Raw genomic sequence first — 14,783 nt, forward strand, 5'->3', positions numbered from 1 at the left:
GCCAGTTGGCCGGGCAGCCGCGCTTTACCAATGCCGAAAGGCGGTAGGGTGAGGAAAGTCCGGGCTCCACGGAAATACGGTGCCGGATAACGTCCGGCGAGGGTGACCTTAGGGAAAGTGCCACAGAAAGCAAACCGCCTGTCGTGACAGGTAAGGGTGAAAGGGTGGGGTAAGAGCCCACCGCGTCTCCGGCAACGGAGATGGCACGGTAAACCCCACCGGGAGCAAGACCGAATAGGGATGACGTGGCGGGCGAAAGCCCGCCGGCCGGTTTCCAGGCCAGTCATCCGGGTGGGTTGCGTGAGGCAGCGTGCAAACGCTGTCCCAGAGGAATGGCTGCCACGTTCCGGTTTCGGCCGGAGCCATACAGAACCCGGCTTACAGGCCAACTGGCAATCAATTTCTTGTGGCGCCGCGGCAGCGGCAGCTTTTGCTATGCCCTTGGTTTTCAGGGGCTGATGGCCGTATTCTGCTCGGCTTCCTGCGGCGTTTTCGAGGCTTCCTTGGGCCGGAATCCTAACCCTTTGTTAAACTTAACGGCTTATGAATTTAAGATACGGCGCTCATCGCGAGACGGGCGTTTCCCATTGACGCCCACATGGTCCCATGATATCCCAGAAGTGCACTGCAAGAGGGCCATTAAGCGCCCATCAATCGCAAAGCCAAGGCGTCTTTTTCTCCAGAGGCGTCGGATGGAGTATTGTTCATCCGGCTGGCGAAGCTGTGCCTGAATTTGAGGGTCCCGGGCAGCTGAGTTCCGTTCGGGCCCTTTCGGAAACGGATGTTTCGTGTCATGAGCCGCTTCCTTTCAAATGCGACCAACAGGATCGATTCCAAGGGCAGGGTTTCCGTGCCTGCGGCTTTTCGGTCCGTTTTGGCCCAGCGCAACGTCCAGGAGCTGTATTGCTTTCAGGACTTTGTCTTTCCGGCGATCAGCGTCGGCGGCCCGGACCTTCTCGAAAGGTTCGAGCGGCAGATTGCTGCGGAGGATCCGTTTTCGCCGGATGCGAACGAGATGTCGCTTCTCATTCATGGTGGCGGGGTCTTCATGAAGCTCGACGCCGAAGGGCGGCTGATGGTCACGGATTTCATCCGCGACTTTACGGGCATCTCGGACGAGGTGGCCTTTGTCGGTCGGGCGGATCATTTTCAGCTGTGGCAGCCGCGTGCATTTCAGGCCGCCCAGACACAGGCACGAGGGGGGCGCAGGCCGGCGGGCAGGCACCCCGGATAAAACGAGGGCATGGAATGGCGGCGAATCCTGGCGGAGGTTCAACTGATGCCGGTGGCGGACCGGTTCGCCACATTCCGGTTCTTCTTGCCGAGGTGCTTTCGGCGCTTCAGCCCGCTTCCGGAAAAGTCATTCTCGACGGGACCTTCGGTGCAGGCGGCTATACGTCAGCCATTCTTGCGGCTGGGGCGGACGTGATTGCGCTGGATCGCGACCCGACGGCAATTGCCGCCGGTCAGGAAATGGTCGCCGCCCACGCCGGTCACCTCGAACTCATTCAATCGCAGTTCTCCAATCTTGCTGATCACGCGCCGACTGACGGGCTCGACGGTGTCGTGCTCGATATCGGCGTTTCGTCGATGCAGCTCGATGAAGCCGAGCGCGGCTTCTCCTTCCAGAAGGACGGCCCACTCGATATGCGCATGTCGGGTTCCGGTGTCTCTGCCGCCGACGTCGTCAATCGCGCCAAGGTGGCGGAGCTCATCCGCATCTTTCATTTTCTGGGCGAAGAGGATCAGGCGCCCCGCATCGCCCACGCCATCGAGAAACGCCGGGCGGAAAAGCCGTTCGAGACGACGCGCGATCTTGCAGGGCTCATCGAGCTGGTGACGCCGCGCAAGATGAAGGACAAGATTCATCCGGCGACTCGCGTTTTCCAAGCGCTCCGCATCTTCGTCAATGACGAGCTTGGGGAATTGGGGCAGGCGCTCTTTGCTGCCGAACGCGTCTTGAAACCGGGCGGTCGCCTCGTCGTCGTTACCTTCCATTCGCTCGAAGACCGTATCGTCAAGAAATTCTTCTCCGATCGCGCCGGCAAGGCTTCGGGCTCTCGTCATCTGCCGGTGGCGCATGAGCGCGCCGCGACTTTCGAACCGCTCGGGAAATCAATGATTGCTGCAGGCAAGGCGGAAGCCGAGGCAAATCCGCGGGCGCGTTCGGCCAAGCTGCGGGCCGGCATTCGTACGCATGCGACGGCTGAAGCCGCGGATATGTCGATCTTCGGGTTGCCCAATCTTGCCAGCCTCGGAAAGCTTGGGGGTTGAAATGCTGAGAACGTTCGACGTCGTACTGATCGGCATCATGACGGCGGCAGCTGCGGTCACCTACACGATCAAGCACCGCGCAGAGCTGAAGCTCGAAGAGGTTCATCGCCTCGAGGCCGAGATCAAGCTCGAAAAGGACACCATTGATCTGCTCAAGGCAGACTGGGCGCTGCAGTCGCAGCCTAACCGGCTGGAGCGGCTGGTGAACGCATACAACGACGAACTCAAGCTGCAGCCGACGGACTCGACGGCGCTTGTTCATCTGCGTGAGTTGCCGATGCTGAAGTCGCAGGTTCCGGTTCCGGCAACTACCGAGGCCAAGAACCGCGCGAAGCCGGGCGCAGGCGCGGGAATGGCCGTTGCCGCCAAGGCGCCGCCGGCTCCTGCCGCGCGTCCAGAAGAAGAGGACCTCATGTCAACCGGATCGGTGGAGTAGCCATGTCGTTCCTCTCTCGCATTATGGTGCTGAAGAGCCAGGCGCACTTTTCCTCCGGCGTCTATAACCGTTTCGGCGGCCCATCGGCGAGCTTGCCGCTCGAGGGATCGCGCAAGAAGCGAGCCAGTCAGGCAAAAAGCCGCGTCGGTCTCCTCATCCTGGGGTTCACCGCAATTTACGGCATCATCGGCGGGCGCTTGGTAGAATATGCGCTGAAGGATCCGGAGGTTGTCTCCAGCATCCTGCCGCCCGATCGTCTGATGGCATCGCGTCCGGATATTCTCGACCGCAACGGCGAGGTGCTGGCAACCGACATCCGCACGGTTTCGCTCTTCGCCGAACCGAACAAGATCGTCGATGTGGATGAGGCGATCGAGAAGCTCTCGACCGTTTTGCCGGATCTCGACGCGAAGGGCACTTACAAGAAACTGTCCGTCAAGAGCTCGCATTTCGCATGGCTTCGCCGGCAACTGACGCCGAAGCAGCAGAGCCAGATTCTGGCGCTTGGCATTCCCGGCATCGGTTTTCGTCCGGAAAAGCGCCGCTTCTATCCGGGTGGCCCGACGGCCTCGCACATCCTCGGTTACGTGAACATCGACAACCGCGGCGTCAGCGGCATGGAGAAGTACATCGACGACCAGGGGCTCGCCGATCTGGCATCGGTGGGCATGACCAGCGATCAGCCGCTTGAGCCGGTCAAACTCTCGATCGACCTGCGTGTCCAGAACATCGTGCGCGATGTCGTGTCCAGCGCGGTGATCAATTATGAAGCGAAGGGGGCCGGCGCCGTCGTTCTCGACGTTCACACGGGCGAGGTCCTGGCGTTGGCTTCGGCGCCCGACTTCGACCCGAACAATCCGGAAGGGGGCGCCAAGGAAGGCTGGCTGAACCGCATGTCGAACGGAACGTTCGAAATGGGCTCGACCTTCAAGACGTTCAGCACGGCCATGGCGCTCGACAGCGGCAAGGTTACCCTCAACTCCAGCTTCGACGCCACCCGGCCGATCCGCATCGGCGGCTTCACCATCCATGATTTCCATGGTCAGGGCCGATGGCTGACCGTGCCGGAAATCTTCGAATATTCGTCCAATATCGGTACGGCGAAGATGATCGATCTCGTCGGCATGGATTTGCAGAAGGAATACCTGACACGCTTCGGTCTGCTGACGAAGATGAAGACCGAGCTGCCGGAAGTGAAGATGCCGAGCCAGCCGAAGGTCTGGAAGAAGATCAACTCGATCACGATTTCCTTCGGTCACGGCGTGTCCACGACACCGTTGCAGACAGCGGTCGCCGGCGCCGCACTCGTCAACGGAGGCAAGCTCATCGAGCCGACTTTCCTGCCGCGGACGCGAGAGCAGGCAGATGAGGCCGCAGAGGTCATCGTCAAGAAGAGCACCAGCGACAACATTCGCTACCTTTTCAAATTGAACGGCCTCAAGGGCTCCGGGCGCAATGCCGACGTTCCGGGCTTCAATGTCGGCGGCAAGACGGGCACGGCCGACAAGGTCGTCAACGGTCGCTATGCGAGTAACCTGAACTTCAACGCATTCCTCGCAGCGTTCCCGATCGATAATCCACAATATGTTGTGCTGACCTTCTGCGACGAGCCGCATAACGGCGAAAAGGGCCAGAACATCGCCGCTTATACGGCTGCACCGATGGTCAAGAACATCATCAGGCGCGCCGCGCCGATCCTTGGGGTCGAACCGCAATTCGGCGAAGACGGGTCGGCCTTGCTGGTGTCTTATTGAGTGTGAATGAATATTAGCGCCGATTCGCGTGGGGTGGTCGGCGTGAGAAGAGAAAAGACATTCAATGAAACTGCGGGACATCGCCGGAAGTGCGTTTCCGGAAATCAAGGAACAACTCGAAGGGCCGCTGGGCGGGTTGGAGATCTCCGGCCTTTCAGCCGATAGCCGCAAGATCGAGGCTGGAATGGCATTCGTTGCCGTCGCCGGTTCGAAGGCCGACGGCGCCAGCTTTATCGCCGATGCCGCCAAACACGGTGCGGCGCTGATCGTTTCCTCGCAATCCGTCGAGGCTTCCATTCCGGTCCTTCCGGTCAAGGAACCGCGCCGCTTTCTTTCAGTCGCCGCGGCGAATTTCTATCGCAGGCAGCCGGAGACGATGGTTGCCGTAACCGGCACGGCGGGCAAGACCTCGGTGGCGTCCTTCACGCGCCAGATCTGGACCTATGCCGGACACCCGGCAGCCATGATCGGTACGACCGGCGTCGTTTCTCCGACCCGCAACCAATATGGCTCGCTGACCACGCCCGATCCGGTTTCGCTCCACAAACTGCTCGCCGATCTCGCTGACGAGGGCGTCACGCACGCTTCGATGGAGGCATCGAGTCATGGGCTCGATCAATGCCGCCTCGACGGCGTGCGGCTTTCGGCTGCCGCCTTCACCAATCTCGGCCGCGATCACATGGACTATCACCCCACGGTGGAAAGCTACATGGCTGCCAAGATGCGGCTGTTCGATACGCTGCTGCCGAAGGGCTCGCCCGCCATCATCTTCGCTGATGATGCCTGGTCCGAGCAGGCGATCAAGGCGGCCAGAGAAGCGGGCCATGATGTCCGCACCGTCGGCCGCAAGGGTGATTATCTGACGCTCAAGCGGGTCGAGCACTTCCGCCACAAGCAGATCGCCGAGGTGCATGCCGGGGACGAGATTTTCGAGGTCGATATTCCATTGGCCGGCGATTTCCAGATCGCCAACGCACTGGTTGCGGCTGCGCTCGCCATGTCCACCGGCGTTCCGGCCAAGACGGCCATGGCGGCGCTGGAGAAGCTGCAGGGCGCCTCCGGCCGTCTCGAACTCGTCGGCCATACGAAGGATGGCGCGCTTGCCTATGTCGATTACGCGCACAAGCCGGATGCGCTCGCCAATGTTCTGGAATCTGTCCGCCCGTTCACCACGGGCCGTGTGATCGTCGTCTTCGGCTGCGGCGGCGATCGGGACCGGGGCAAGCGCCCGATCATGGGCGAGATCGCCTGCCGCCTTGCGGATGTTGTGATCGTCACCGATGACAATCCTCGTTCGGAGGAGCCTTCGGCGATCCGCGCCGAGATTATGGCGGCGGCGCCATGTGCCACTGAAATCCCTGATCGTTCGAAAGCGATCTATCAGGCCGTCGAAATGCTGAAATCCGGCGATACCTTGATCGTCGCGGGCAAGGGGCATGAAGAGGGACAGACCATCGGGAGTGTGACGCTGCCCTTCTCCGATCATGCCGAGGTGCGTGAGGCTTTGGAGGAGCTGAAATCGTGAGCTGGCTTTGGACGACGGAAGACATGATCAACGCCATGGCGGGCCGCCCGTTCGGCACGCTTCCTGAAGGCATTACCGGCATTTCGATCGACAGCCGCACGATAAGCCCAGGCGAAGCCTTCTTTGCCATCAAAGGCGACCGGGTCGACGGCCACGACTACGCCTCGATGGCCATGGCGAACGGCGCAACGCTCCTCGTCGTCAGCGAAGCCCGTCTTTCGGGGCTCGGCCGGCTGACGGTTCCGATGATCGTCGTCGATGACGTCCTTGCCGCCCTCGGGCGGTTGGCCGTCGCATCGCGGCGGCGTTCGCGGGCGCAGATCATCGCCGTCACGGGCTCGGTCGGCAAGACGACGACCAAGGAGATGCTCCGCCACGTGCTTTCGCCGTCGGGTAAGGTGCATGCCTCGGTCGCGTCCTTCAACAATCATTGGGGCGTGCCGCTGACGCTCGCGCGCATGCCGCTCGACACGCATTACGGCGTCTTCGAAGTCGGCATGAACCATCCGGGCGAGATCCGTCCGCTCGTGCAGATGATCCGGCCGCATGTTGCCGTCATCACGACAATCGCTCCGGCACATCTCGGCAATTTCAACAGCATCACGGAAATCGCCGCGGCAAAGGCCGAGATACTCGAAGGCCTTGCGCCCGGCGGGCATGTTGTGCTCAACCGGGACAATGAGCAGTACGATTTCCTGGAGCAGAGGGCGCAATCGCTCGGTGTCCAGAACATCCATTCCTTCGGCCAGCATGCCAAGGCGGAGTTCCGTCTTGCCGAATTCAACGGTTCGGATGAAAGCTCAGCGCTCTGGCTGACGATCGACGGCGAGACGCTCGAAGTGGCGATCGGCGCGCCCGGACGGCACATTGCTGAAAACGCACTGGCCGCCCTCGGCGTCGTCACCCTCGTCAACGCCGATCTGGACAAGGCAATCGCGGCGCTGGCCACTCTGCAGCCTGAAAAAGGCAGGGGCCGCCGCCACAAGCTTTCGATCGGGAATGGCAGCTTTAAGCTGATCGACGAAAGCTACAATGCCAATCCCGCTTCCATGCGCGCTGCAATCGCGCTGCTTGCGGCGGCTGATCCGGCTGGCCACGGGCGGCGCATCGCGGTGCTCGGCGACATGCTGGAGATGGGCGACTATGCGCAAGAACTCCATTCGGAGCTTTCCGAGCCGCTGCTTGCGGCCGGCATCGAACATGCCTGGCTCGCAGGCAAGGAGATGACGGCGCTGAAGGATGCTCTTCCGGATAGCGTGCACGTCGAATACCGGGAGACGGCGGAAGAACTCGCAAAATATGCATTGAACTCGGTCGCGCCAGGCGACGTGTTGATGGTGAAGTCGTCACTGGGGATTGGGTTTGGCAAGATTGTCGCCGCGCTCCTTGACAAGTTTACGCCATTTGCCGACACGCAACGCGAACTTTGACCGGGTAAACAAGGGGCCCTGAATGCTGATTTGGCTAGTCGAACTGTCGGACCATCTGAAATTTCTGAACTTGTTCAGATACATTACCTTCCGCACGGGTGCCTCCCTCTTCACTTCCGCTCTCATCGTCTTTCTCTTCGGGCCGGCGATCATCAAGTCGCTCCGCATTCGGCAGGGCAAGGGCCAGCCGATCCGCGCGGACGGGCCTCAGACGCATTTCAAGAAGGCCGGCACTCCGACGATGGGCGGGCTGATGATCCTTGCCGGCATCGTCGGCGCCTCGCTGCTATGGGCCGACCTTTCGAATGTCTACGTCGTCGCGACGCTGCTCGTCACCCTCGGCTTCGGCGCGATCGGCTTCTATGACGATTATCTCAAGGTCACCAAGCAGAGCGACAAGGGCTTTTCGGGCAAGGCGCGCCTCGGCATCGAATTCATCATCGCAGGCATCGCGGTCTATTTCATGATGCGCACGGCGCTTGCCTCCGGTACGGCAGGCTCGACCTTCGGCTCCTCGGTCGCCTTTCCCTTCTTCAAAGATTTCATGGTCGATCTCGGCATCATGTTCGTGGTCTTCGGCGGTTTCGTCATCGTCTCGGCGGGCAACGCAGTCAACTTGACGGATGGCCTGGACGGGCTGGCGATCGTTCCGGTGATGATTGCTGCCGCCTCCTTCGGCGTCATCGCCTATCTTGCCGGTAACGCGGTCTTTGCGAACTATCTGCAGATCAATTTCGTGCCCGGCACCGGCGAGCTTGCCGTCGTCCTGGGCGCCGTCATCGGTGCGGGCCTCGGCTTCCTCTGGTTTAACGCGCCGCCCGCCGCAATCTTCATGGGCGATACTGGTTCTCTCGCGCTCGGTGGCACGATCGGAACCGTTGCTGTCGCCACCAAACACGAGATCGTCATGGCGATCATCGGCGGTCTCTTCGTCGCGGAAACGCTCTCCGTCATCATCCAGGTCGGGTTCTTCAAGATGACCGGACGCCGGGTCTTCCTGATGGCGCCGATCCATCACCACTTCGAAAAGAAGGGCTGGACTGAAAGCCAGGTGGTCATTCGTTTCTGGATCGTCGCCGTCGGCCTTGCGCTGCTTGGCCTTTCCACCCTCAAGCTGCGGTGAGCGGACCATGATTCCGGTCACCACGCTCGCTGGAAAAAAGGTTGCGCTCTTCGGGCTCGGCGGCTCGGGGCTCGCCACGGCCCGGGCGCTGGTTGCAGGCGGCGCCGACGTGACCGCATGGGATGACAATCCCGATAGCGTTGCGGCCGCGAGCGCGGAGGGCATCCGGACGGGCGATCTCCACAACATCGACTGGTCTTCGCAGTCGCTATTTGTGCTCTCCCCGGGCGTACCGCTGACGCATCCGAAGCCGCACTGGACGGTCGATCTCGCGCGGGCCGCCGGTGTTGATATCGTCGGCGACGTGGAACTCTTCGTCCGCGAACGCCGGGCGCACGCGCCGGATTCCCCGTTCATTGCGATTACCGGCACGAACGGCAAGTCGACCACCACCGCACTGATCGCGCATATCCTGAAATCCACCGGCCGGGATACGCAGCTTGGCGGCAACATCGGCACCGCGGTGCTGACGCTCGATCCGCCGAAGCCCGCGCGCTATTATGTCGTCGAGTGCTCATCCTATCAGATCGACCTTGCGCCGACGCTAAACCCGTCTGCTGGCATTCTGCTTAACCTCACGCCTGACCATCTCGATCGCCACGGCACGATGCAGCATTATGCCGACGTCAAGGAACGGCTGGTCGCGGGCAGCAGGACGGCCGTCGTTGGCGTCGACGACAGCTATTGCGAAATGATCGCTGACCGTATCGAGCGGGCAGGGACGAAGGTGGTCCGCATTTCGCGCCGGCACGCGCTGGCTGACGGTATCTATGCCGAAGGCGCCAAGATCATGCAGGCGTCTTCCGGTACCGCTCTGCCGATCGCCGATCTTACCGGTATCCAGACGCTTCGCGGCAGCCACAATGCGCAGAATGCCGCTGCTGCGGTTGCGGCCTGCCTCGCCGTCGGGGTATCGCCCGAGGAGATTCGCGCCGGGCTTGCCTCCTTCCCCGGCCTCAAGCATCGCATGCAGCCGGTGGGCAGGCGCGGCAATGTCGTCTTTGTCAATGATTCGAAGGCGACGAATGCCGACGCTGCGGCGCCGGCGCTGTCGAGCTACGATCGCATCTATTGGATCGCCGGCGGCCTGCCGAAGACGGGCGGCATCACGACGCTGGCGCCGTTCTTCCCGCGCGTCGCCAAGGCCTACCTGATCGGCGAGGCGGCGGCGGAGTTTGCTGCGACGTTGGGTGAAGCCGTGCCATACGAGATTTCCGGGACGCTGGAGCGGGCTGTCGCGCATGCGGCTGCCGACGCGGAAAAAGATGAGACTGGCCCTGTCGCGGTGATGTTATCCCCGGCTTGCGCAAGCTTCGACCAGTACAAGAACTTCGAAGTCAGGGGCGATGCATTTGTCAGCCATGTGGCAGCGCTCGATGGAGTGACCATGCTGATCGGTTCGGCAACAGGAGATAAATGACATGGTAAGCCGCGCGGAACGTGGGCCTTTGGCCGATTGGTTTTGGACCATCGACCGCTTTTTCCTTGCGATGTTCATCTTCCTCATGGGCATCGGCTTCATGCTCTCCTTCGCGGCCTCGCCGGCGGTTGCCGAGCGTATCGGGCTTGAGCCCTTCCATTTCGTAAAGCGCCACGCGGCCTTCATGATCCCGTCGATAGCCGTCATGATCGGGCTTTCCTTCCTGACGCCGCGCCAGGTGCGGCGGACAGCGATCGTGCTGCTCGTCGTCTCGCTGGCGATGATGCTTCTGGCGCTTTTCTTCGGGGTCGAGGTCAAGGGTTCCCGCCGCTGGGTAACGCTCGCCGGCCTCTCGATCCAGCCGTCGGAATTCATGAAGCCGGCCTTCGTCGTCGTCTGTGCCTGGCTTTTCGCCGAGCATGCGCGCCAGCCCGAAATCCCCGGCAATCTCTTTGCGATCATCCTCTTCGGCATGGTTGCTTCGCTTCTGGTCGCTCAGCCCGACCTTGGCCAGACGATCCTGACGACCGCTGTCTGGGGCGGCATGTTCTTCATGGCCGGCATGCCCTGGATATGGATCATTCTGCTCGGCGTCGGCGGCGTGGGCGGTCTGGTCACGGCCTATTATGTCTTCCCGCACGTGGCGGGACGAATAGACAAGTTCATGACCGGCGAGGGCGATACGTTTCAGATCGACACCGCCCGTGAGGCCATCATCCGTGGCGACTGGTTTGGCCAGGGCCCGGGCGAAGGCATCGTCAAGCGCATCATCCCGGACGCCCATACCGACTTCATCTTCTCTGTCGCTGCCGAGGAGTTCGGCATCGTTTTCTGTATCGCACTCGTTTTGCTGTTCACGGTCCTTGTTTTGAGAGGGTTGTCGCACGCATATAAGGAGAAGAACGATTTCAACCGGTTTGCCGTTGCTGGCCTCGTGCTGCAGATGGGCATCCAGTCGATCATCAATATCGGCGTCAATCTCGAACTGCTTCCGGCAAAGGGCATGACGCTGCCGCTGATTTCCTATGGCGGCTCGTCCATGGTCGCGATCTGTGTCACCGCCGGTTTCATTCTCGCGCTGACGCGCCATCGCCCGGAAAAACGTGCCCAGGAGCGGAGCCTCTTCCGCGTGCCGCACGGAATGCCGGCGGAGTAAGATAATGGCTATGTGCGGCGTTAACCCCCTCACCCTAGCCCTCTCCCCGACGGGGAGAGGGGACGCCTGCGGCCCGGCATTTGCCCTTCTCCCCTCGGAGAGAAGGGGCCGGCAGGCGGATGAGGGGGTATATGCCGTTGAAAGGCGAATCCCATGAATAAAGGCATTGTCCTGCTTGCCGCCGGAGGAACCGGCGGCCACGTCTTTCCCGCGGAGGCTTTGGCCTACGAGCTGAAGGCGCGCGGTTATTCCGTTCACCTCGTAACCGACAGCCGGGCCGAGCGCTTTGCCGGTAAGTTCCCCGCAGACGAAATCCATGTCGTGCCGTCGGCGACGATCGGTTCGAAGAACCCGGTTGCCGTCGCCCGCTCGCTCTGGACGCTCTGGACTGGAATGCGGGCGGCGAAGAGGTTGATCCAGCGCGTCAAGCCCTCGGTCGTCGTCGGCTTCGGCGGATATCCGACCGTGCCGCCGCTGCTTGCGGCCACACGTCTCGGCGTACCGTCGATGATCCACGAGCAGAATGCGGTGATGGGCCGGGCCAACAAGGCACTGGCGCAGCGTGTGCAGGCCATTGCGGGCGGCTTTCTGCCGGAGAACGGCGGCGCTTACCCCGAGAAGACCGTAACGACCGGCAACCCTGTCCGTCCGGTGATTATCGAAGCTGCGAAGGTGCCATACAAGCCTTCCCATGCCGGTGAGCCCTTCAACCTCGTCGTCTTCGGCGGCAGCCAGGGTGCCCAATATTTCTCGAAGGCAATGCCGACGGCCATCAGCCTGCTCGACGACGAACTGCGTGCGCGGTTGCGCATCACCCAGCAGGTGCGTCCCGAAGACATGGAGATGGTCAGCGGCTGTGTCGCACAGCTCCGCATGGGTGCGGATATTGCGCCGTTCTTCACTGACATGGCGGAGCGTCTTGCGAATGCGCATCTGGTGATTTGCCGTTCGGGTGCCTCGACTGTTTCGGAAATTTCCGTGATCGGCCGCCCTGCCGTGCTGGTGCCTTATCCGCATGCGCTTGATCACGATCAGGCAGCAAATGCCGCTGCTCTTGCCGCGACAGGCGGTGCCAAGGTCATCGCGCAGTCCGAGCTGTCCTCGGAGAAGATCGCGTCGATCCTGACCCAAGCGATGAACGACCCGGAGAAGCTTGCCCGCATGGCAGCGGTGGCAAAGCAGGCTGGGAAACCGGACGCTGCGAACTTGCTTGCCGGCATGGTTGAGGCTATTGCCGCCGTACGTACGATTGCAGACTTCAAGGGGGCGCACACATGAAACTGCCGAAGGCCATAGGTCTCGTCCATTTCATCGGTATCGGTGGCATCGGCATGAGCGGCATCGCCGAGGTGCTGCACAATCTCGGCCACAGGGTTCAGGGATCTGACCAGTCCGACGGCGCCAACGTGCAGCGCCTGCGCGACAAGGGCATCAAAGTCTCCGTCGGCCACAAGGCCGAAAACCTGGGCGACGCCGAGGTCGTGGTCGTCTCGACCGCCATCAAGAACGAAAACCCGGAGCTCATCGCCGCGCGCGAAAAGCTGTTGCCGGTCGTGCGCCGCGCGGAGATGCTTGCCGAGCTGATGCGCTTCCGCAATGCGATCGCCATCGGCGGCACGCACGGCAAGACGACGACAACATCGTTGGTCGCGGCGCTGCTTGAGGCGGGCGGGCTTGATCCGACTGTCATCAATGGCGGCATCATCAACGCCTATGGTACGAACGCCCGCATGGGCGAGGGCGAGTGGATGGTCGTTGAGGCCGATGAGTCCGACGGCACCTTCCTAAAGCTTCCAGCCGATGTTGCGGTCGTCACCAACATCGATCCCGAACATCTCGATCACTATGGCAATTTCGACGCCGTCCGCGCCGCGTTCCGGCAGTTTGTCGAAAACGTTCCGTTTTACGGCTTCGGCGTCATGTGCCTTGACCATCCTGAAGTGCAGGCTCTTGTCAGCCGCATCGAGGATCGCAAGGTTGTCACCTACGGCGAAAATCCGCAGGCCGATGTCCGCTTCATGAATGTGCGTATCGACGGCGCGCGGTCGATCTTCGATGTCGAAATCCGCCGCCGCCGCACGGGGCAGGTGATCCGGCTCGATGATCTCGTGATGCCGATGCCCGGCCGGCACAACATTTCAAATGCAACGGCCGCTATCGCGGTTGCCCACCGTCTCGGCATTTCGAACGCAGACATCGCGAAAGGACTTGCCTCCTTCGGTGGTGTCAAGCGGCGCTTCACCCTCACCGGCGAGTGGAATGGCGTTCAGATCTTCGACGACTACGGACATCACCCCGTCGAGATCAAGGCCGTCCTGAAGGCGGCGCGGGAGGCCTGCAAGGGCCGCGTCATTGCCGTTCACCAGCCGCATCGCTACACCCGCCTATCGAGTCTGTTCGAGGAGTTTGCCGGCTGCTTCAATGACGCGGACAACATCCTCCTCGCTCCGGTCTATGCCGCGGGCGAAGACCCGATCGAAGGCGCGAATTCCGAAGCGCTGGTTTCACGCATCAAGGCGGGCGGCCATCGAAACGCGCGTTTACTTGCCACGCCGGAGCTTCTACCGGAAATGATCGCTGAGATTGCAAAGCCAGGCGATTTTGTGGTTCTGTTAGGGGCAGGGAGTATTACTTACTGGGCAGCCGCGCTGCCCGGGCAACTGGAAGGCCTTTCGGGAAAATCCGCATGAAACAGGTGAATGGGGAAAAGCTTCTCAAGTCTCTAGGCGCAGGTGTGAAAGACATCCGCGGCCGCATCACGCCGGATGCCCCGATGGACCGCGTCACGTGGTTCCACGCTGGCGGCCTTGCCGAGCTGATGTTCCAGCCGCATGACGAGGCGGACCTGATCGCCTTCCTGAAGATCCTTCCGGAAGGGGTGCCGCTGACCGTCGTCGGCGTTGGTTCGAACATTCTCGTGCGCGATGGCGGCATTCCCGGTGTCGTGCTGCGTCTCTCCGCCAAGGGCTTCGGTGGGCTGGAGCTTGCGGGTGACAATCGCATTCTCGCGGGCGCTATCTGCCCGGACAAGCACGTAGCCGCAATGGCGATGGACAACGGCATCGGCGGTTTGCATTTCTATTATGGCATCCCCGGCAGCATCGGCGGAGCGGCACGCATGAACGCAGGCGCCAACGGCAGCGAGACCCGCGAACGTGTCGTCGAGGTCAATGCCATCGACCGCAAAGGCAAGAAGATCGTGCTGTCGAACAAGGAGATGGGGTATTCCTACCGCCATTCCGCTGCCTCGCCCGACCTGATATTTACGTCCGTGCTGTTCGAAGGCTACCCGGAGGATCGCGCGAAAATCCGTATCGAGATGGACGCTGTGCGGAATCACCGCGAGACGGTCCAGCCGATCCGCGAGAAGACCGGCGGCTCGACCTTCAAGAACCCGGAAGGCCATTCGGCCTGGAAGCTGATCGATGAAGCTGGTTGCCGCGGTCTTGTCATCGGCGGTGCGCAGATGTCGTCGCTTCACTGCAACTTCATGATCAACATGGGGCAGGCGACCGGCTACGATCTCGAGTATCTCGGCGAGCAAGTCCGCCGCGAAGTGTTCGAGAACTCCGGCATCAAGCTCGAATGGGAGATCAAGCGTCTCGGCGCCTTCATGCCGGGCCGCGAGGTGCGGCCGTTCCAGGGCGTGACCAGCGAATAAGAGC

General features: G+C 61.6%; 12 protein-coding genes and 1 other RNA gene. All 13 read left to right on the top strand.

The genetic code is table 11. The features are described from left to right. The first annotated feature begins 1 nt into the window (after position 1). The 13 genes from rnpB to murB all read left to right on the top strand — a co-directional run bounded on the left by rnpB (position 2) and on the right by murB (position 14,779). An RNA gene (gene rnpB / locus ACPYOI_RS02000) (RNase P RNA component class A) lies at positions 2 to 397 on the top strand. Positions 398 to 793: 396 nt separating this feature from the next. Then, complete coding sequence (mraZ, locus tag ACPYOI_RS02005) at positions 794 to 1,234, top strand: division/cell wall cluster transcriptional repressor MraZ (protein ID WP_168830675.1); 441 nt, start codon at positions 794 to 796, stop codon at positions 1,232 to 1,234. Positions 1,235 to 1,248: 14 nt separating this feature from the next. After that, a complete protein-coding gene (rsmH, locus tag ACPYOI_RS02010) occupies positions 1,249 to 2,274 on the top strand; it encodes a 16S rRNA (cytosine(1402)-N(4))-methyltransferase RsmH (protein WP_481414785.1) in 1,026 nt (341 codons plus the stop codon). A 1-nt stretch (position 2,275) separates the two neighbouring features. Further along, positions 2,276 to 2,710 carry a cell division protein FtsL gene (gene ftsL / locus ACPYOI_RS02015; RefSeq protein ID WP_481414784.1) on the top strand — a complete coding sequence of 145 codons (435 nt, stop codon included), beginning with the start codon at positions 2,276 to 2,278 and terminating at the stop codon, positions 2,708 to 2,710. Between the two features lie 2 nt (positions 2,711 to 2,712). Beyond that, complete coding sequence (locus tag ACPYOI_RS02020) at positions 2,713 to 4,464, top strand: peptidoglycan D,D-transpeptidase FtsI family protein (RefSeq protein WP_481414783.1); 1,752 nt, start codon at positions 2,713 to 2,715, stop codon at positions 4,462 to 4,464. A 64-nt stretch (positions 4,465 to 4,528) separates the two neighbouring features. Continuing rightward, positions 4,529 to 5,989, top strand: a complete 1,461-nt coding sequence (locus ACPYOI_RS02025) for a UDP-N-acetylmuramoyl-L-alanyl-D-glutamate--2,6-diaminopimelate ligase (protein ID WP_481414782.1) — start codon at positions 4,529 to 4,531, stop codon at positions 5,987 to 5,989. Continuing rightward, entirely contained in the window at positions 5,986 to 7,419 is a 1,434-nt protein-coding gene (locus ACPYOI_RS02030; protein ID WP_481414781.1) for a UDP-N-acetylmuramoylalanyl-D-glutamyl-2,6-diaminopimelate--D-alanyl-D-alanine ligase, read from the top strand. The genes ACPYOI_RS02025 and ACPYOI_RS02030 overlap by 4 nt, the downstream gene beginning before the upstream one ends. A gap of 22 nt (positions 7,420 to 7,441) precedes the next feature. Beyond that, positions 7,442 to 8,542 carry a phospho-N-acetylmuramoyl-pentapeptide-transferase gene (mraY, locus tag ACPYOI_RS02035; protein WP_481414780.1) on the top strand — a complete coding sequence of 367 codons (1,101 nt, stop codon included), beginning with the start codon at positions 7,442 to 7,444 and terminating at the stop codon, positions 8,540 to 8,542. 7 nt (positions 8,543 to 8,549) lie between these two features. Next, on the top strand, positions 8,550 to 9,962 hold the full coding sequence (murD, locus tag ACPYOI_RS02040) for a UDP-N-acetylmuramoyl-L-alanine--D-glutamate ligase (protein ID WP_481414779.1): 1,413 nt from the start codon (positions 8,550 to 8,552) through the stop codon (positions 9,960 to 9,962). A gap of 1 nt (position 9,963) precedes the next feature. Further along, complete coding sequence (gene ftsW / locus ACPYOI_RS02045) at positions 9,964 to 11,118, top strand: putative lipid II flippase FtsW (protein ID WP_168830683.1); 1,155 nt, start codon at positions 9,964 to 9,966, stop codon at positions 11,116 to 11,118. Between the two features lie 153 nt (positions 11,119 to 11,271). Beyond that, positions 11,272 to 12,396 (top strand): undecaprenyldiphospho-muramoylpentapeptide beta-N-acetylglucosaminyltransferase, encoded by a 1,125-nt coding sequence (gene murG, locus ACPYOI_RS02050; RefSeq protein ID WP_481414778.1) that lies wholly within the window; start codon positions 11,272 to 11,274, stop codon positions 12,394 to 12,396. Next, a complete protein-coding gene (gene murC, locus ACPYOI_RS02055; protein WP_481414777.1) occupies positions 12,393 to 13,808 on the top strand; it encodes a UDP-N-acetylmuramate--L-alanine ligase in 1,416 nt (471 codons plus the stop codon). Before murG ends, murC begins: the two co-directional genes overlap by 4 nt. Further along, on the top strand, positions 13,805 to 14,779 hold the full coding sequence (murB, locus tag ACPYOI_RS02060; RefSeq protein ID WP_481414776.1) for a UDP-N-acetylmuramate dehydrogenase: 975 nt from the start codon (positions 13,805 to 13,807) through the stop codon (positions 14,777 to 14,779). Before murC ends, murB begins: the two co-directional genes overlap by 4 nt. Positions 14,780 to 14,783 lie beyond the last annotated feature (4 nt).

This window comes from Rhizobium sp. SVR5-2C (genome assembly GCF_056755115.1).

Coding starts and splice junctions, on each gene's coding strand:
- mraZ (WP_168830675.1), top strand. CDS start 794: ATGAGCCGCTTCCTTTCAAATGCGACCAACAGGATCGATTCCAAGGGC.
- rsmH (WP_481414785.1), top strand. CDS start 1,249: ATGGCGGCGAATCCTGGCGGAGGTTCAACTGATGCCGGTGGCGGACCG.
- ftsL (WP_481414784.1), top strand. CDS start 2,276: ATGCTGAGAACGTTCGACGTCGTACTGATCGGCATCATGACGGCGGCA.
- ACPYOI_RS02020 (WP_481414783.1), top strand. CDS start 2,713: ATGTCGTTCCTCTCTCGCATTATGGTGCTGAAGAGCCAGGCGCACTTT.
- ACPYOI_RS02025 (WP_481414782.1), top strand. CDS start 4,529: ATGAAACTGCGGGACATCGCCGGAAGTGCGTTTCCGGAAATCAAGGAA.
- mraY (WP_481414780.1), top strand. CDS start 7,442: ATGCTGATTTGGCTAGTCGAACTGTCGGACCATCTGAAATTTCTGAAC.
- murD (WP_481414779.1), top strand. CDS start 8,550: ATGATTCCGGTCACCACGCTCGCTGGAAAAAAGGTTGCGCTCTTCGGG.
- ftsW (WP_168830683.1), top strand. CDS start 9,964: ATGGTAAGCCGCGCGGAACGTGGGCCTTTGGCCGATTGGTTTTGGACC.
- murG (WP_481414778.1), top strand. CDS start 11,272: ATGAATAAAGGCATTGTCCTGCTTGCCGCCGGAGGAACCGGCGGCCAC.
- murC (WP_481414777.1), top strand. CDS start 12,393: ATGAAACTGCCGAAGGCCATAGGTCTCGTCCATTTCATCGGTATCGGT.
- murB (WP_481414776.1), top strand. CDS start 13,805: ATGAAACAGGTGAATGGGGAAAAGCTTCTCAAGTCTCTAGGCGCAGGT.